This is a genomic window from Paraburkholderia sp. BL6669N2 (assembly GCF_003387275.1).
In the GTDB taxonomy this organism is placed as follows: Bacteria; Pseudomonadota; Gammaproteobacteria; order Burkholderiales; family Burkholderiaceae; genus Paraburkholderia.
In genome coordinates this window covers 435,777-452,972 of sequence record NZ_QUNA01000001.1, presented here as the reverse complement: position 1 = coordinate 452,972, position 17,196 = coordinate 435,777, and the positions used below count along the sequence as shown (strand labels likewise).

General features: G+C 58.0%; 21 protein-coding genes and 1 pseudogene. 9 read left to right on the top strand and 13 right to left on the bottom strand.

Annotation, left to right across the window (positions count from 1 at the left end; genetic code table 11):
• The first annotated feature begins 979 nt into the window (after window positions 1-979).
• On the top strand, window positions 980-1,291 hold the full coding sequence (locus B0G80_RS02020) for a hypothetical protein (RefSeq protein WP_116116803.1): 312 nt from the start codon (window positions 980-982) through the stop codon (window positions 1,289-1,291).
• Window positions 1,292-1,370: 79 nt separating this feature from the next.
• On the opposite strand, the gene B0G80_RS02015 is transcribed toward B0G80_RS02020, so the two are convergent.
• From B0G80_RS02015 to B0G80_RS01970, 10 genes are all read right to left on the bottom strand, one after another.
• Complete coding sequence (locus tag B0G80_RS02015) at window positions 1,371-1,748, bottom strand: DUF1353 domain-containing protein (RefSeq protein WP_220377438.1); 378 nt, start codon at window positions 1,746-1,748, stop codon at window positions 1,371-1,373.
• Window positions 1,745-2,188 carry a hypothetical protein gene (locus B0G80_RS02010; protein WP_116116801.1) on the bottom strand — a complete coding sequence of 148 codons (444 nt, stop codon included), beginning with the start codon at window positions 2,186-2,188 and terminating at the stop codon, window positions 1,745-1,747. Before B0G80_RS02010 ends, B0G80_RS02015 begins: the two co-directional genes overlap by 4 nt.
• Before the next feature lie 42 nt (window positions 2,189-2,230).
• Window positions 2,231-2,530, bottom strand: a complete 300-nt coding sequence (locus tag B0G80_RS02005) for a hypothetical protein (RefSeq protein ID WP_116116800.1) — start codon at window positions 2,528-2,530, stop codon at window positions 2,231-2,233.
• Window positions 2,527-3,120 (bottom strand): hypothetical protein, encoded by a 594-nt coding sequence (locus B0G80_RS02000; RefSeq protein WP_116116799.1) that lies wholly within the window; start codon window positions 3,118-3,120, stop codon window positions 2,527-2,529. Before B0G80_RS02000 ends, B0G80_RS02005 begins: the two co-directional genes overlap by 4 nt.
• A gap of 64 nt (window positions 3,121-3,184) precedes the next feature.
• Window positions 3,185-3,400, bottom strand: a complete 216-nt coding sequence (locus tag B0G80_RS01995; protein WP_116116798.1) for a hypothetical protein — start codon at window positions 3,398-3,400, stop codon at window positions 3,185-3,187.
• Complete coding sequence (locus tag B0G80_RS01990) at window positions 3,397-4,647, bottom strand: SGNH/GDSL hydrolase family protein (RefSeq protein WP_116116797.1); 1,251 nt, start codon at window positions 4,645-4,647, stop codon at window positions 3,397-3,399. The genes B0G80_RS01995 and B0G80_RS01990 overlap by 4 nt, the downstream gene beginning before the upstream one ends.
• 8 nt (window positions 4,648-4,655) lie before the next feature.
• Window positions 4,656-5,051, bottom strand: coding sequence for a hypothetical protein (locus B0G80_RS01985; protein WP_116116796.1), 396 nt, complete (start codon window positions 5,049-5,051; stop codon window positions 4,656-4,658).
• Entirely contained in the window at window positions 5,048-5,473 is a 426-nt protein-coding gene (locus tag B0G80_RS01980; protein WP_116116795.1) for a hypothetical protein, read from the bottom strand. The genes B0G80_RS01985 and B0G80_RS01980 overlap by 4 nt, the downstream gene beginning before the upstream one ends.
• 58 nt (window positions 5,474-5,531) lie before the next feature.
• Window positions 5,532-6,104: a glycoside hydrolase family 19 protein gene (locus B0G80_RS01975; RefSeq protein WP_116116794.1), complete on the bottom strand. Its 573-nt coding sequence runs from the start codon at window positions 6,102-6,104 to the stop codon at window positions 5,532-5,534.
• Window positions 6,101-6,460, bottom strand: a complete 360-nt coding sequence (locus tag B0G80_RS01970; RefSeq protein ID WP_147309825.1) for a hypothetical protein — start codon at window positions 6,458-6,460, stop codon at window positions 6,101-6,103. The genes B0G80_RS01975 and B0G80_RS01970 overlap by 4 nt, the downstream gene beginning before the upstream one ends.
• An 82-nt stretch (window positions 6,461-6,542) precedes the next feature.
• Between B0G80_RS01970 and B0G80_RS01965 the strand changes: the two genes are divergently transcribed.
• A protein-coding gene (locus tag B0G80_RS01965; protein ID WP_116119473.1) for an IS3 family transposase occupies window positions 6,543-7,909 on the top strand; the annotation gives its coding sequence in 2 pieces (ribosomal slippage) (window positions 6,543-7,008 and window positions 7,008-7,909; 1,368 coding nt in all).
• A 201-nt stretch (window positions 7,910-8,110) separates the two neighbouring features.
• On the opposite strand, the pseudogene B0G80_RS01960 reads toward B0G80_RS01965, so the two are convergent.
• A pseudogene (locus B0G80_RS01960) lies at window positions 8,111-9,235 on the bottom strand (IS701 family transposase); the annotation flags it as partial.
• A 258-nt stretch (window positions 9,236-9,493) separates the two neighbouring features.
• On the opposite strand from B0G80_RS01960, the gene B0G80_RS01955 reads away from it, so the two are divergent.
• The 6 genes from B0G80_RS01955 (at window position 9,494) to B0G80_RS01930 (ending at window position 14,712) form a co-directional block, all read left to right on the top strand.
• Window positions 9,494-9,787, top strand: coding sequence for an XRE family transcriptional regulator (locus B0G80_RS01955; protein WP_116116791.1), 294 nt, complete (start codon window positions 9,494-9,496; stop codon window positions 9,785-9,787).
• 89 nt (window positions 9,788-9,876) lie between these two features.
• A complete protein-coding gene (locus B0G80_RS01950; RefSeq protein ID WP_116116790.1) occupies window positions 9,877-11,067 on the top strand; it encodes an acyltransferase in 1,191 nt (396 codons plus the stop codon).
• Between the two features lie 115 nt (window positions 11,068-11,182).
• Entirely contained in the window at window positions 11,183-12,037 is an 855-nt protein-coding gene (locus B0G80_RS01945; RefSeq protein ID WP_116116789.1) for a class I SAM-dependent methyltransferase, read from the top strand.
• A 41-nt stretch (window positions 12,038-12,078) separates the two neighbouring features.
• Complete coding sequence (locus tag B0G80_RS01940) at window positions 12,079-12,306, top strand: hypothetical protein (RefSeq protein ID WP_116116788.1); 228 nt, start codon at window positions 12,079-12,081, stop codon at window positions 12,304-12,306.
• A 368-nt stretch (window positions 12,307-12,674) separates the two neighbouring features.
• Window positions 12,675-13,079, top strand: a complete 405-nt coding sequence (locus tag B0G80_RS01935; RefSeq protein WP_116116787.1) for a GtrA family protein — start codon at window positions 12,675-12,677, stop codon at window positions 13,077-13,079.
• 10 nt (window positions 13,080-13,089) lie between these two features.
• Window positions 13,090-14,712 carry a hypothetical protein gene (locus B0G80_RS01930; protein ID WP_116116786.1) on the top strand — a complete coding sequence of 541 codons (1,623 nt, stop codon included), beginning with the start codon at window positions 13,090-13,092 and terminating at the stop codon, window positions 14,710-14,712.
• 6 nt (window positions 14,713-14,718) lie between these two features.
• Here B0G80_RS01930 and B0G80_RS01925 read toward each other — a convergent pair whose 3' ends face one another.
• Window positions 14,719-14,922: a hypothetical protein gene (locus B0G80_RS01925; RefSeq protein WP_116116785.1), complete on the bottom strand. Its 204-nt coding sequence runs from the start codon at window positions 14,920-14,922 to the stop codon at window positions 14,719-14,721.
• Window positions 14,923-15,054: 132 nt separating this feature from the next.
• Here B0G80_RS01925 and B0G80_RS01920 point away from each other — a divergent pair, with 132 nt between their 5' ends.
• On the top strand, window positions 15,055-16,143 hold the full coding sequence (locus tag B0G80_RS01920) for an acyltransferase family protein (protein WP_116116784.1): 1,089 nt from the start codon (window positions 15,055-15,057) through the stop codon (window positions 16,141-16,143).
• A gap of 569 nt (window positions 16,144-16,712) precedes the next feature.
• On the opposite strand, the gene B0G80_RS45150 is transcribed toward B0G80_RS01920, so the two are convergent.
• Window positions 16,713-17,192: a hypothetical protein gene (locus B0G80_RS45150; protein ID WP_147309824.1), complete on the bottom strand. Its 480-nt coding sequence runs from the start codon at window positions 17,190-17,192 to the stop codon at window positions 16,713-16,715.
• Between the last annotated feature and the right edge of the window lie 4 nt (window positions 17,193-17,196).

The window sequence follows — 17,196 nt, the reverse complement described above, 5'->3', positions numbered from 1 at the left end:
TTTCGAAATAAGCTGGATTTATTTTCGGAAATTTATTTGTAATGTCGGCGGTTTAAACTGAAGTATTGCAGTGTCAGCGTGTTTCTCCACGCTGACGTTGTGGCGGCGTGGCCGTCGTCAAACAGCGTTTGCCGGATTTCGGGTGGCATTTTCGATCGAGTGGGCGCGCCTAGACGGCCTGCGAGCGAGTAACGGTTGCGCTGTTCTTCGGATCGAGGCCGACGTGCCGAATCGTTCGTAGCTGGTATCAGTTCGCTGATTGGTGGCGCCGGTGCGCGCAAGCTATGGGCGGTCGGGTGAAGCGCCGTGTCATTGGATACGGATAGATATCGCGGGCCTGCGGCATGTCGTCGACGGCGAGGTCGTCCTCGTACAGCGTCCCCATTCGGGTACACCCGTCTCGCACAAGATCCTCCGCATATCGACGCGGGAGGTTATTTGTAAAGCGTCACTTCAAGGTCCATGGGGCACGGTAGGCCGCAGTGCCGCGGTCGATGCCTCAACCAGTGGGCTTAGAACTAATATTTTCCCGCGCCCTTCAACGCTCCCGAGCAGACTTTTTTGCCGAAAACCGAGTGGGCTCGGCACGCCTCGAATACCGCTTTCCGCGAAGTTTTTAGTGGTTATACGCGGCATTTTCTTTCCGCCTATCCGGCGCCCGTTCCGAAAACAAAAAAGCCGTTCCGAATTTTTAATCCGGAACGGCTTTCAATCTTCAACTGCCTTATATCGCGAAACGATACTGCAAAATTCTTTGGGGTGGCTGATGGGGCTCGAACCCACGACAACAGGAATCACAATCCAGCCGTCAAAACCCTTCCGCGCCTTTTCTGGCAACGGATTGCCACTCCGACTTCGGAACGAAACAGGGTTTTCACCCCACGAGTTTATGCGGTTCTCAGGGCGATCGTTCCGAAATTGGTAGCGCTCACCCACGGCGGCTATACTGTTCATCCATACAGTGTTTTTGTGCTCGACCATGCGCCACCGTCCGCCCCTCACCGCCGCAGAATTGGTTGAGATTTACGATCGTGAGCCGACCCCGACCGTGCTTCGTTTGCTACAGGAGATTCACCGCCTGCGCTCGACTGTTCTTCGCGCCGACCAGATTCGGCGGATGATCGGCAAGCATGGCAGTGCGTACGTGGCTGGAACGGTGTGGGAGTGCTTCGAGAGGGAATTGGACGAAGAGCCGTGCCTGACAGATCCGCAGACGCCAAGGCAGGAAAAGAGGGTCGAGGCGACGATGCGCCGCCTCGATGAGTGGCGAAAGAACGGCCGGCGGGATTGATGCGCGCCGGCGGGCGCGGAGATGGGCGACGCGCAATACAAGACACAAGTTGTAAGTGGAAAATACAGACGATGGGCTGTTAAGCGACAACGCCGCCCCAATGTTTCCCACCACCGCCGATGCGTACGCCGACCCACATCAGCCAGCGGCGCCACGCCGGCACACCGGTGACCGCCGACGCCTCGCGCAGCACCGCATCGGCGATGTTGCGCGGTACCGGATGCGTCGAGTAGATGAAGTCGTGCACCACGCTGGCTTCGTTCGACGTACCGCCGGCGAGCAGATACGCAATCGGAATCCGTGGCACCGATGCCAGGTCTGTGACGAAACCAGCCGGCACCGTGAACGTCATCTTGGCGACGTCAGACTGATAGATGAGCGGCGCCGTGAGACGCCAAAGACCATCATCGCGCGGCGTGGCGTTCTCCATCTGCAGTTCAGTCAGGAATGCACTCACGATGGCGTCGCTCCGGACGCTGGCGCCGGCGCGGCCGTCGGCGTGCCGAACTGGGCGAGCGCCGCGGACAATGCGACCTGGAACGCCATCAGACCGATCTGCGCACTCGTCTTCGCTGCGTCATCGATCGGCAATAATCCCACCACCTGCACGGCTGCCGGTATTGACGTATTCACGAGATTCGATACGGTCGACGGGTCGATCGACGCGCTCGCGGCGCACAGCGCGGCGTTGTCCTTCACCAGCTCGCCGAGAATGAGTTGCTGGGCCGGATCCGATGCCGTCATTGCCTTGACCGACAACAGCGTGGGCTGAACGACCGCGCAGGCTTTCGTCACCTGCGTCTGAAAATCGGTCGCAACCGTCGTGGTGACGGCGCAGCCGGAGAAAAAGAGAGCGGACAGCACAAGGCCTGCCGCGAGCAGCATGATTCGTTTCATAGTGGTGATTTCCTGAGGGAGAGAGCCGCGACGCGCGGCGGGTTACTGCTGGACGGGTGCTGCGGGTTCAGGCGATGGTGCAGGGGCCGCGGGCGGCGGGACGAACTCGCTAAGTGTTCCGGCAACGAGCGTCGTTCTATTTGCAGCCGACGTCGCGACGTGCGTAGCGCCGAGCGCAGCGATCGCGCCGACGATGATCGTCAGCAGGCCGCCGAGCTGCGAGATGAAACCATCGACTGGCGTGCGGCCGTAGAAGGCGAAGAGGCCCCAGACGGCGATGATCAAAGCGCACGCCAGCGCGAGCGCCGCGTACGCGACGAATTTCGCGTTATTCGAGTTCATTGATGCTCCTGAGTGTCGGCGGCGGCAATGGCGCTGAGTTCGTCCGCCGTGAACACGAACCCAGCCTTACGCGGATAGCCCTGAAAAACGAACGTCGGCCACGGGCGGTGATGGACGCCGTGCGTCGGCGACCGATGGAACTTCGGATGCAGCGGCAGCATGTTTTGCATCGAGTCGACGAAGGTCTCCGGCTTGGCCGGGTCGAACGCCTTCCAGTCGAAACCGCGCAGCGCCGCGAGATTGCACACGATCCAGATCAGCGACTGCTCGACGGGAAAGGTTTCGCCGGTCGGCTGATCGGTGATCAGGTCGAGGATGGGAATCTCGGTGATCTCGCCAACGGCGATCGCCTTCACGATCATCCAGTCGACTGCGTCGGCGTCCGCCCACTCGCAAAACAGGTGGTGGTATTCAGGCGCTGGCTGGCCGCTGACTGCACAGCGCAGACCGGCCTTATGACCTTCCGCTTTGGTGTGGCGGAACGTGGACGTTTCACCGCGCGGCGCGGCGTGGTCGGGGTAGTACTCGCCTTGCACGATCGTCTCGACAACGAAGTGCTCGTGCGGGATAACGGGGGCTTTGTCGGTCATGTCCGTAAACGCAAAAAAGCCGCACGGCGGCGGCTTGTGGGGTGAGGGTGGATAGCGACAGGCGCTACGTTAAACCGTCCGGCGGCGACCACGCGGCCCCAATCACCGCGCTGGCTACGTCTCCGACCTGCAGACCTGAAAAGCTGGTCGGCGCCGCGCCAGGTGCATACATGAGCCCGTCGACAGTTCCGTCATCGTGAACGACCGCGACGACGCCCAATGCGACCGTGGTCTCGTCGACGCGAACTGCGATGCTCGAACCTTGCGTCGCTATGCTCATCTGAAGCCCCTGTGCGCGCGTTGCAGATCCGGCTGGATGATCACGCCCGCGCGCGCCCAACCAGCGTCATTCGGATGGTTGGTGTCGGTGGTATAGATCGGCAGGTACCGCTCAGGCCGCGCACCGTCGCCGAGCCCGGAGGGTCGGATCGTGAAGTACAGGTTGCTCTGGCCGTCGAGCGCCGCCATCCGTGCGTTCTGATCCTGCCGGTAAGCGTCGCCGGACACGGTCGGCACTGGATAGGTCGGCGTGATCGTGAGCGTACCCTGCTGCCAGTTGTCCGCGACCACCGAATGCGGCGCCCAGCCGCGCAGCAGCACGCGAATGCCAAGACTCCGGGCCAGGTCGGTTACCTGATCTATCAGGAAGCGGTTGGCGCGCTGCCCGGACAGTGACGGCACGCCATCATTGGGCGTGCCCACAGTCAGCACCAGCACATCCGGCTTGATGATCGGCAGCATGTAGAGCATGCGCGAAAGGTAGGTGGCTGAGTTCTGGCCACCCCAGCCTGCCGCGATATAGCCGACCGGCAGCGCCGGGTTCGTCAGGTTGATCGCCTGCATTGCGCGGTACACATCGGTCTTGCCGAGCAGCGTTTGGCCTGCGCCGGCCGCGATGCTGTCGCCGCCGAGCATGTCGCTGATACCGGGCTTCTCACATAGCGCCTCGATGCCCGCGATCGCGCCACGCGCCTGGACCGTAGAACTCGAAAACGTGCCCGGGTTGGTGGCCTGATCCCCCGCCTGATTGCGTTGAGCCCAATAGCCGCCGCTCGCCTTGGACTCCGACTCCATCCAACTCAGGTCGTAATTGTTGTTCGAGTAGTTTGGCTGCGACGGATCGAGATATGCATAGACCATCACGGGATACGTACCCGGATCGTCCACAGATTCCTGCGCGTAGACTTGGATCCACGGGCCATACACCATTGACGGCTGGTTTGTTCCCTGTGCGGCTGGGATCGTGACCGGACCGCCGGCAGTCCATTCAGACGAAGCAGCGGGGGAAAGGCTCGCGTTGTACGAGCGGCACGTGGCCGCGCCCGTCTGCGCAAACGTGACCGGGACCGCCTGGTTGTTAGAGAACACGAGCCGCACCTGTGTCGGCTTGCGCAGGAACGAATGCGCCGCACGGAACGTCAGGCCCGATGCATTGTTGGCCTGCGACACCGACTCCACTGCGGTGATGTACGAGTGCCGTCGCTGAGCCTTGGTGATCTGCACGAACGGCGCATCCAGGATGCCCATGTATTACCTCAAGCGATGGTGATGGCGGGCTGCGCCGTGACAGCGCCGTTAGCGTCGCGCGTGATGGCCGGTTGAGTGGCCGTCTTCGTGACTCGGGCGAGCACATGGGTTGCATGCCACGCATCGATAGCGCCCGGGAACGCACTCGATGCGACATCCGTTGTGAACGTCCCTGTCGCGCCATCCGGCCAGACAATCGAAGCCGTCACGATTGCTTCGTTCGCATCGCGCGTCGCGGAGACCAGCTGGAAGGCGCTCGTATATGCCCATTGCAAGAGTGCCGACTGCGCGATCGTGTTGATCGTCGTCTGCATTGACGCCAGTTGCGCTTGCGCCGCGCCGCTGAGCGATCCGACCTGCAGGACCTGCACCACGCCGTTGATGGTTATCGTCAGTGAGCTCATAGGGTCGCGCTCGGCTCAAGGTAGGCCGGTCCGGAAAACAGATAGTCGACGAGGCCGTTCGGATCGGTGTATTTCAGGTCATGCACACCGATCTGGAAGATCCCAGGTCCATTCAGGTTCGTGCCCGGCAACGGCAAGCCCGTCGGCGAGAGCGCCACCGTGTCCGCGTGCGCGAAAACCAGATCAATGACGCCGGATGTACCACCAAGAACGATGCGGCTGCCGGTTTGCGAACTGCTGTCCAATGTGAGCAGCGGCGTCGGGCCAAGTCCGATCGTCCGTATCTGCAGCCGCATCGAATAGCCCGTCAGGTTGATCGGGTTGCCGTTGTCGTCTGCCCAAACCATTGAGATCGTTTCATCGGCGCCCTGCTTCAACGGGATTGCGAAAAGAGCAACCCGGGAGGCGGCTGTGCTTGCCATTTGCGAGTCCAGTGAAAATATCCGCGAGACGAATAAACGTCAAATATTCGTGTGACAGCTAAACGAGGCCGATTGCTTTCTTCGCCGCGCCATAGAGCGCCAGCCTTGCGGAATAGCCATTCGGCGTCGCTTTCGATGTCGCACTGCCGAGGTTCACCGCGCGCGACACGCCGAGAAAATCGCCTGCGTCTGCGAGCGCATTCAGCTTGCGGTTGAACCAGTACCAGGCGGCCGACATTGCTGCGTTGTGCGGTTGCTCGAGCAACTCCGGGTGACTGAGCAGGTCGAGATCGAGGCCGACCGCTGCGAGCGTGTAATTGCGCCGGCCGGTGATTTGAATCAGGCCGCGACCGCAAAACCGAAGACCGTCGCCAGGCTGCGTGTTGCCCAGCTCGCTCGCCTTCTTCGATGGCGGCTCGTACGCGGTCTGCGCAAGCGTTGGCCCCCAGATCTCTTTCGTAAAAACTAGCCGGGCCGACTCAACGCCGACGGTCGCGAGGAATGCGGCGACGCTCAGCGGCGTACAGATCGCGTACTTGTCGCATGCTGCCTGAAGCGGCTGCACCCACTGCGATGCACGCATGACGGTCGAGCCGCACCCCGCGGCAACGATGGGAGCAGTCAGATTCATAGCACCGCCATCAGGAACTTGAAGCAGTCGGCCAGCCACGCGGGAAAGCGGTGGAATTGCGTGTAGAACCAGAGTCCGTAAAGCCCGATCACAGGCAAGACGATGGGAATGAATACCTGCTTCTGGAAGAAGCGCCACGCGGCCGCGAGACGACACATGAATCGCGCGCCGGCAGCGACGTCGCTCAGAATGCTGCGAATGAGTGCGGTGTCCTCGGCGACCTGATCGGCTGTCGCCTCTACCTTGCGAGTGACCTTGGTGTTCTCCGCAATCGCCGCATCGTGTGCAACGAGATATTCGACAACGTGCGCGCGGAACTCCGGATCGGGCATCGTCAACATGTCTTTGGCTTCCATGAATCCCCGGAAATAAAAAAGCCGCCCGAAGTGAACTGCACCCCAAAAGTTGGACATCGATCCAACCTTTGGGGTGTTTTTCATGACGAAGCACAGTGAGCAGCTAAAAGTAAAAATGGTGAAGCAGTACCTGGCCGGGGTTGCTGGGACCGGGGTGCTGGCACAACGATATGGAGTGGGTCGTTCTGTGTTGCGTCGCTGGATAGCGGCCTATGAGCAACACGGACGTGAGGGATTGCGCAAGAAGTTCAGTCATTACGATGCGCGGTTCAGGATGTCGGTTCTTGCTCACATGTGGAAGAAGGATTTGTCACATGAGCAGGTGGCAGCGGTGTTCGACATTCGCAGTCCGGCTTGCATAGCGAGGTGGGAACGCCAGTATCATATTGGCGGTATTGACGCATTGGCACCCCGCCCCCGAGGGCGACGCCCCAAGGTAATGACCCAACCCGATCACGACAAGCCGACCGAAGATGGTGCGCCGGATGAGCGCACGCGCGAGCAGTTGCTCAAGGAAAACGAATACCTGCGCGCGGAGGTGGCGTACCTAAAAAAGCTCGATGCCCTGCTTCAGGCGAAGAAGCAGGCCGCGCAAAAGAAAAAACGCAAATAGTGCAGGCACTTCGGCAGCACCACCCGGTGGCCGCCCTGCTCAAGGCCGCGGGTCTGGCGCGCAGCACGTTCTACTACCAATTGAACGTGCTGACTGCTGGCGACCGGCACGCAGATCTCAAGACCCGGATCAAGGCCGTGTATGAAAGTCATAAGGGTCGCTATGGCTACCGACGCATCACGGCATCGATCCGGCAAACCGGTCAGCGCGTGAACCACAAGACCGTGCAACGTCTGATGGGACAGCTGAAACTGAAATCGCTGGTGCGGGCGAAGAAATACCGCTCCTGGCGCGGCGAAGTCGGGCGTATTGCACCGAACCTGCTGAACCGCGAGTTCAGCGCGCAACAGCCGAACCAGAAGTGGGTCACGGATGTGACGGAGTTCAACGTGCTGGGACAGAAGTTGTATCTGTCGCCGGTCATGGATCTGTATAACGGCGAGATCGTCGCTTACCAGATGAGCGAGCGTCCAGTCTTTGAACTGGTGAGCAGCATGCTCAAAAAGGCGCTGGCAAAGCTGGGCAGGCAGGACGCACCGCTACTCCATTCAGATCAGGGCTGGCAGTATCAGATGTCTGCCTATCGAAGGTTGTTGCATCAACGCGGCCTGACCCAGAGCATGTCACGGCGGGCAAACTGTTATGACAATGCGGCAATGGAAAGCTTCTTTGGCACTCTCAAGTCGGAGTTCTTCCGGCTGAACAGATTTGAGAGCGTCGACGCACTGAAGGCCGGCATCAAACAGTACATTCATTACTACAACCACAAACGCATCAGGCTGAAGTTAAACGGCCTGAGTCCTGTGATGTACAGGACTCAGGCCTCCGCAACCTAGTACTACAGCCGTAGATCTGGGTAAACTGGAGGCACACATCCTCGTCTTCGGTAGTGGCACTGCTGGGCGCGGTACTGGTGTCGGCGCCGCCATGCCGAACAGGACAACACGTACGCGATAGAGTGGGCGCCGCGCCACAGGATGCGACAGAGCAGCCGGCGGATCTCCTGCACGCTGAGCGGCACCAAACCTTCAGGTGTTTTTTTTGCCGTGCACCCGCAGGGTGACGAGTACTGCATGGGCCAGCAGAGCCAGCGTGATGTGGCGATACCAGCCTTGCCATCGGCGCACCTCATACTGATCGAGTCCGCATTCGCCTTTGGTCGCCTCGAAGCCGGTCTCGATTTCCCACCTGCGGCCCGCGACGTTCACCAGGGTTTGCCGTGTGGCCTTGCTGCGCGGTGCGTATACGACGTAATACGCATGTTCGCGTTGCTCGTCCAGGCTGCGTCGCACCAGCAGGTAATGCCCGAAGCGGCGCTCCTCTTCGGTGATCTGCAAGCGCCACAGCGGAGTCAGCGCCCAGTCATACAGGCGCTCGCCCTTGGCGCCGGCACCCGCTGACAGGCGGCGCCATGCCCTTGCCGGCAGGGCCTCGGCGATCCGGTCTGCCCGTACGTACTCTGGACCTTTCCACCATAGGGGTTCGTTCTTCGCAACGGCCAGCACGAAAGACTGGCCGCGCGACTCGAGCCACAGCCGCAGGTGACGGTCACCGCCGTAGACTTCATCCCCCGTGACCCAGCCGCACGGCACCCCTGCGTCCAGCGCCCGCTCAAGCATACGACGCGCAAGCTGTGGCTTCGTTGCGAATTCCACCGACCCGGGAATGCCCGCTGCCTCGCAGCGCACCCGGTCATCGGTCCACACCTTGGGTACATACAGTTCGCGGTCGATGAACGCACTGCCGCCACGACCGGCATAGCAGAGGAACACGCCGATCTGGCTGTTCTCGATACGACCTGCCGTGCCACTGTACTGGCGTTGAACACCGGCCGAGTGCTGTCCCTTCTTGAGGAAGCCGGTCTCGTCCACAATCAGCACCGCGTCACGCTCGCCCAGTTCTTCCACTACATAGCTACGCAGCACATCGCGAGCGGCATCCGCGTCCCATTGCGCCCGCTCCAGCAGGTGCTGTACGCCATCGGGTGTCGCTTCGCCGATCCATTCGGCGAGTTGCCAGCCGTTCTTGCGCTCGACTGTACCCAGCAGGCCCTTCAGGTATGCGAGCGACCGCTGTCGGGGCTCCGGACGCCTGAACAGTTCCCCGAGCCGCTGGTGCAGTACCTCCAGTTCACGCTCCCACGCTTTTGCAGTCGAATGCATAGCCTTAACGTATAGTAATCCTTAATTATTTGAGTATAGTAAAAAAATCTACGGCTGTAGTACTAGCCGCAAACTGTCCAACTTTGCGGGGTCAGTTCAAAGGCGGCTGTTTGTCGAATTTTTGTTTTGCTGCTTGACACATAGGCCCAAACGTCCTACATTCCAAACCGTTGGAAGCGCAAACGCGCGGCCCGTCTATCCGAAAGGACACTGCCATGAAAGCCTGCTTTCGCATCCGCTTGGGTGCTGGACCCCGTCATGCTCTACACCCCGCCCTCTCCGCAGGACCTCGACCGACTGAAGAACGAACTGGGCCTGTCGGCATCGAAGATGGCATCCCTGTTCGGCGTATCGAGCGGGCGGCAATGGCGCAACTACACCGGTGGAGAGAAGCCGCGGGACATGAACCCGCACATGCTTTTCTTCGCCGCTGCCCGTCTCGAATTAGACGAGAAGACAATCGAGCGCGTGCTACAACGCATGCGCCGAGTCGGAGCTACGATCGACTTGAACGCAGACTCCCCGGCGCACGATGGAGAGCTGCATGCGTAGCATCAGCATTAATCCGAAAAAATCACATCACGCATAGCACGGCAGGGCCGTGCGTTAGAATTCCGCGATTCTTGTGAGGAGCAGGTTCCTTGTCCGTCTATAGCATCTGGCCATACTTTGTGACCGTGGCGGCAATCACGCTCTTTTTTGCCACTCCCGTTTTTAGGTTCCTTGACTCCGCGCCTTCGGATAGCGCCCATCGAACGTCCAACCTGGATGGCATACGTGGATTTCTTGCCCTAAGCGTCATGATTGACCATGCAATAGTGACGTATCTTTGGCTTAAGAGCGGACGATGGGTCGTGCCGCCCGTTGTTTTCTACGATCAACTGGGAACCTTGGCGGTAGCAGTATTTTTCATGATCACTGGCTTCCTCTTCTGGGGGAAGATGATCACCACTAGCGGCCGCCCCAATTTCATCTCGCTGTATATCAACCGCGTCTTTCGAATCGGCCCTGTTTACCTCTTCGCCATCGCCATGATGGCGCTGATCGTGCTGTACAGAACGGGTTTTGCGTTACACCAACCACTCCCCGACCTGATCGAGGCGATCGCAACATGGTCAGCACTCGGGTTGCTAGGCGGCCCGGATTTCAATGGATATTCGGGTGTTTGGATGATTCTCGCTGGCGTGACCTGGACTTTGAAATACGAGTGGTATTTTTATTTTTCGCTAGTTGCTACGGCTCGATTGGCGACAAAGCTACGCACAGTTTTCCCTGCAGTCGCCATAATTTTTTGCCTGGTGTGCGCGCAGATCTGGCCAGGGCGTGACTGGTATCTGGCCGCATTGTTCGGATTCGGTATGGTGGTCTCAGCGATAGGCCGCCCAGGAAGTTTTCCCATGTTCCGACAAGCCTTCAAATCTGCAGTAGCGCTGGGATTGCTGGCCTTGGTCTTCGCTGGCTGGTCCACGCCATTCGGCGTGATGCAGGTCGTGCTGTTGGGAGGCTTCTTCTACCTGATCTGTACGGGCACTACGATATTTGGCCTGCTCACGATGCGCGCGGCACAGCGTCTCGGGCACATCAGCTACAGCATTTATCTGCTTCAAGGTCTTGTCCTCACCCTCATCTACTCACGCCGGAAGATCGCAACATTTGCATTGACGTTGCCATCTCACTATTGGCTTGTCGTTTGCCTATGCGCTTTGATTCTCAGTGTCATGTCGTCGGCGACGTACGTCCTGATCGAGCAGCCCGGGATACGTGCCGGTAAGAACCTCGCCAAATTCCTTTCTCGGCGCGGCCCCGCCGCAGCGACGCAACAAAACGCATAACGGTCGGAGCACCGCCCCCGGTCCGATATTTCGAGACAGCGAGCCCCGTCTGGCGTAGATTTCCCGTGAGATAAAAATCCAGTGAAACCTCTTCCACAAATACGGAGCGCTGCAGATGGACCGTGCTGAAATCTATGAGTTTGTGAACAGATCCGTCGCAGAAGGCAAAAATCCTTATGCTGTGCTCCGCAATCTCCCTGTGGATGCGGTTGGAGACGTTCTGATGTACATACCGCCAGAATATGAAGCAGCACGTCGCGCGCTCCCGACGATGGCTCCAGACGCAATTCAGGACAGTTGGACGGGTACGCACGGCTACCCGCTGCTGCTTCAGAGTTCAGCTTTCGTTCGTGTTCTGGAAAATGGGTTCAGACGTTTTGCCGGGCGGGCGCTCGATGACACGAAAATCCTCGACTACGGTTGCGGGTGGGGACGTCTGATCAGACTCATGTACCGTTTCACTGATCCCGTCAACATATTCGCCTGTGACCCGTGGGACCGTTCCATTGAGTTGTGCCGGGAAAGCCGACTGGCCGGGACGTTCGCAATCTCGGAATACATCCCTACGAAGCCGCCATTCCCGGGTCAGAAGTTCGACCTCATCTATGCGTTCTCGGTCTTCACGCATCTGTCAGCAAGAAGCGGCAAGGCCGTGATGGACGTGTGTCGGCAGTCAATCGCGGATAACGGTCTGATGGCCGTCACCATCCGCCCACTGTCGTATTGGGTCTCGCATGACCAAAACCAGAACGTCGTGGACGTTGCCGCCATGCAGCGTGATCATGCCGAGAAGGGTTTCGCCTATACGCCTCACGGCCGCGCGCCGATTGATGGCGACATTACGTACGGCGATACATCGATGACACTTGACTACATCAAGCGCAACTGGAAGGGGTGGGACGTTGCAGGCGTCGAATTCAACCTGCAGGACCCCTTCCAGACTATCGTCTTCCTGCGGCCAACGCCATAACATTGAAGGTAAAATAGGAAGTTTTCCGTTCGAGACTCATAATGCGCACTCAGATCATGTACGCGCTTGGCGCATTCGTTCTCGTCGTGGTGCTCTGGAAAGCCATCGGCCCATCCAGCCAACCGCGCGAGCCCATCACGATTACAGGTCGCACTGACGCCGATGCGTACAACGGCGTCGTTTCTAACTGTCACTTTGGTTACGACGTCATCAAGGATAGCGGCTACACCGAGCCGGGCGTCTACTCCGTCACGGTGCGCTGCAAGTGAGCTACTTCATGACGTCTTACAGACCACCTCGTCCGGCAGATACTTTTTTCTGATCCGTACTGGCACAACGAAATTTTGCCTTCACAATGCGTGCCGCGCTCCGCATCGAGCATGTCGGCGGCGACGTATGCCTTCATCGAGCGCCCCGGGTAAATGTCGGTAAGAAACTCGCAGTTGCTTTCCCGGCGTGTCCCCGCGCCGGTCGCGCGACAGAGCGCTTGGCTGTGGGCGTGGCACGCACCCTTCCACAAGGTTTCCGTAGGTCGCAAAAACCACCTCACGTTGACGCTGGCCGTCAAGTCGGGTCGACGTTAGCCTCGATGAGGTAGAATGCGACCGCTCATTTCCGTGCTTTAAAATGGTGAACAATGAATATAGCCATTCTCTACACCATCTTCGCGGCCGTATCGACAGCGGCAAATATCGGCGCTCAAGATCTATCCACGCGCCTTTATAGCGGGCTTGGGGCCGTTCCATTCTCTGTTTTTATAGGGACAGGAATCGGCCTTGTCGTCAAGTATGTTCTTGACAAGAAATGGATTTTCAAGTTCAAGGTGGCGAACGCGAAGCATGACGCATCAACTTTTGCGCTCTACACCGTTATGGGAATCGTGACGACGGTCATATTTTGGGCCTTCGAATTCGGTTTCAATCATGCATTCCACACCAAAGAGGCGCGTTATATTGGCGCCGTGATCGGCCTCGCTATCGGTTACATCACGAAGTACCAACTTGACAAGCGATACGTGTTCGCAACACACCGCGCCAGCTAGAGCAATACCGATGACCTCTGAAAAACAAACCAGGCTCCCATTCCTTGCTCTATACCTGATGACCGCCGCTCTAACGGTGCTCTATGTACGTCACAACTGGGGATACGCGGTCGACGATTCATACATCACCTTCCGGTACGCGGACAACCTGCGATCTGGATACGGCCTGCGCTTCAATATTAGCGAGCAGTTTTACGGCACGACTGCGGCTGGCTATGCACTGCTGGTGTGCGGACTATCGTTTCTTGTAGACCCGTTTTTGCGCTTTTTCGGCTCCCCCGAATTCCTCGGCGCCGGTCATGCGAGTATCCCAGCCGCTGGGACGGTCCTGTCTGCCATCTCGGTGGGCGGGATCGCAACTATTCTGGTCCGCTTGGTTCAGTTGCGGGCATCGAACATCATCGGATGGGTATTTGCTCTGCTGAGCGTCATCGCGCTTTTCACGTGTAGCGCAGCCAATGCCGTTTCATCGCACGAGACGTATACCTTCCTATTTGTGGGACTGGCCTCAACCTATGCCTATCTGATCGCAAGGAAGCCCGTTCTCAGCGCGGTATTGATGGCTGTCGCATGCTCGGTTCGCCCTGATACCGCATTAATAGCCGGGATGCTGTTTGTCGTCGGCATCCTGAGAGCGCGCGCGGCCGCCCCCCGGTCACCACTTCTTGAACGTCTGCGTGATCCGATTCGCTATGCTGCCTGCCTCGGTATCTTGACGGTCTGCTGGCTGCTCTATGCCCGATGGAATTTCGGAGCATTCTCGCCAGAGACACTAATCGCCAAGAAAGCACAAATGCTGCTTCGCGACTTCCCAAGTTTCAACATTAAGAACCTTAAAACGCAAATGATCGCGTACGGGGCGCCCCACATCCTATTCATCGGCGCCCTTGCGGTAGTCGTGTCTGCGGTCACATTCGTGCATGCGAAGACGAAAGACAGTTTTGTTCGCAATGGCGATCTGCTACTGCTTGCTCTGATCTGGGCCGGCTATGCGATTGGCGACACGGCAGCATATCTAGCTTTTCACGTTAGCATCTGGGCGTGGTATGTGATCGCCATCATGTTCGCGGCCGCATTCGCGTTTTTTGCGCTCGCCATCGTCGCCATCGGAAGTGGATGGGCGCAGGGTATGTTCGGCAAGCTTACCGTATCGGTTGCTGGTGCTGTAGGCATAGCACTGGTTCTGCTCAGCGCGCCTTCATCGTCACTCACGCGCTGGTTATCCAGCCGGAATGTCAACGAACACATACTCAGCTACATCCCTGCCGCCGACTTCATTCGTGACGCAAATCCGAACGGGACGGTGATCATTACATGCGAGCCCGGCGCGTTCGCTTTCCGTCTTGGGCCGAAATACGAAGTCGTCGATGAGCTAGGCCTCGTTTCCCCAGGCGTTGCCCGCAAGATCGTACAGGGAGACATGGACTATCCATTCCGGCATTGGCAGCCTAAATACGTCATCGTTTCCTGGCATGGGTTGTACACGCCAGAGGGACGACCATGGCTTGACCGTGACTATGTTCCCGTCCTTTCTTTTACCGGTCCCTACTGGAAAGTTTTTGGCATCACAGTCCACGTATTCGAAAGAAAACCGGATGCGAATGTCGCACTCGACACTGCAAACAACAACTAACGCGATTCACTGCGTCACTAACGCCTCGCCGGTTGCAACCGACGGGGCGTTTTCCTTTTCTGAAGCCAACATTTCCTTCTCCAAAATCCGCATTGCCTCTACGCTGATCGTTCTATAGCCCTCGTGCGCGCGGGCATAGATCCAGCTCTTCAGGTCGGGGGTCACTTTCAGGCTGACAAGCTCAGACCGGCGCGCTCTCTGACCGACCATATATAACCCCTCCTATCTACCATCGTCCCCTGCGGCGTGCCGTTCACATATTCCAGGCCAAACATCGCTTAGCGGGCAGGGCTTCCCCTCGCAAATATTGATAGAATCTCCCGCTTGCTTACAGGGGAAAGAATGCACGAACGAAAGATTTCATTTGTGAAGGGTATTGGGATGGTGTTCGTGGTCGCCGGGCATTGTACCGGCGCATACGATTTCGCCCCTTTTGTCCCATACTCTTTTCATATGCCGCTTTTTTTCTTCATAAGCGGGTATCTAGTCTCAGAAAAATATCTTGATGCGCCGCTCAGTTTTGTTTGGCGCAGGGCGAAATCACTTATCATTCCGTATTACAAGTACTACATCGCGTTTGGCATTTTAACCACCCTGGCATCAAAATTATGTTCTATTGAATATTTCGGGACAGGATGGTACACGCCATCTGGTATCACGGAATCAATTATCAGTGGCGGAAACATCCAGATTTACACGTCGGGCTGGTTTTTGGTATCGCTCTTCATTTCGATGTGTTTATTCTCAATAATCGCATTTGCATCGAGAAAATTTGGGTTCCATTACGCGATCGTCCTCATCGCTCTCTTTCCGGCTGCAATACTGGCGATGTCATATGGACAACAAAAGCACGCGGACCACGTAATAAATTTGCTCGTGTATCGAAATATAGTTAGCCTGTTCTTTGTATGGGCTGGATTCGTCGTTCGCGCAGTTAGGATTCGCTTCCCTACTCCCTCATTCGCAGCACTAGCGTTGGCGTTTCTCGTGCAATTTTACGTCATGCACGCGTCTGCGAGCGGCATATCATTTGTGTCGGAATGGAACTCATACCCTAACTTGTGGTCGCCGTTCATTACTTCTGCTGCAGGCATCGTCTTCGTATTCGGCCTAGCAGATATTCTCTCGCGCGCGACGAAGCCCGGCGATCTTTTAGAGCGCATCGGCGAAAACAGCCTACATGTTATGGCAATGCATCTTGCGATATTTCAGGCGATCAATATAGTGGCTTGCATTTCAAACGGGTGGCCTGTCTCGACCGTAGGCAAAGACCCGTCAATGATTTATCAGTGGCCGAAATTATGGCCATTGTATGTCGGGACCGGACTCGTGCTCCCCGTACTTCTTGTAGAGAAATGGAGAAAATGGAGATCTATTTCCCTGATGTCAACTGTGAAGTTGGCGCGGCGTAATTCGTCCCGTCAAAGGTGAATCCGGTCGAAACCGATGATCCTGACGGTAGGAGATTTGCAATCGTCCCTTCTGGAGGGGACCATTCCGGGTTTCCATCCCAAAGAATCACATTAACTACGATGCCATTCTCGACGATTGCATATGTGCTCATTAGGCAAACTCCTCGATGATCATGTAGCCAGGCGCACCAGCGCCACCTTGAAAACCTGACGCGTTACTGGCCGCGCATGCCGCTCCCGAACCGCCCGCTCCGTAGCCTACAGCCGCGCCACCCACTCCCGGCGATGCCAGCGTACCCCCTGCTCCAAATTGGGACTGCGCACCCGAGCCAGAATAAAACGTTGAGAGTGCAAACGCTACGCCAATGCCTGGATAATTCCCAGGGGCATTAGTGAGAATTTGCCCAGTTCCAGTGACCACTGCTTGTCCGGTTGGGTAAGTGAGATAAGCGGGAAATGCGGAAATTGCGCCGCCCGCGCTTCCGCCCTTGCCACCGCCACAAACCATCAGAGCACCGAAGGACGTGGCTCCGCCGTTACCGCCAGCATTGAATCCCGCCGCCGCGGGCGCGCCTCCTGCGCCAATCGTCACGGTCTGCGAAGATAGCCCCGACCCGATGAACAACTCTCCATTGGCGCCGGCACTACCGCCGCCCGCGATCGCAACTTGAGACGAAGTCGTTCCTGACGAGCTACCGCCCGCCCCCCCCCCGCACCAATGGCTCGCACGCGGATTTTCGTCGCCGTCACTGAGCGGCCGCCAACCGTATAAACGCCCGGCGTGTAAGTACCGCTAGTCGTAAACACCTGAACACCAAGGAGGCGACCAGGACTCATCATGTTGGTAATCGCGTCACGAACCTGTGTGTACGTCGTCTTGCTAGGCGTCAGACCGGCAGCGACAACGATCGCGCGCAGCTCTTCCTGAATCATGTTGAACCACGAAGCGCGCTCGAGCGTCGCGGGCGTGCCGCTCGCCGGGTTGCCTTCGGTCCAATACCCTTCGGTACCTGCTGCTTCGGGAGTGGGAAGGCTCGTGGCCGCCGACGGATCGTCAATTCGAAACATAGAG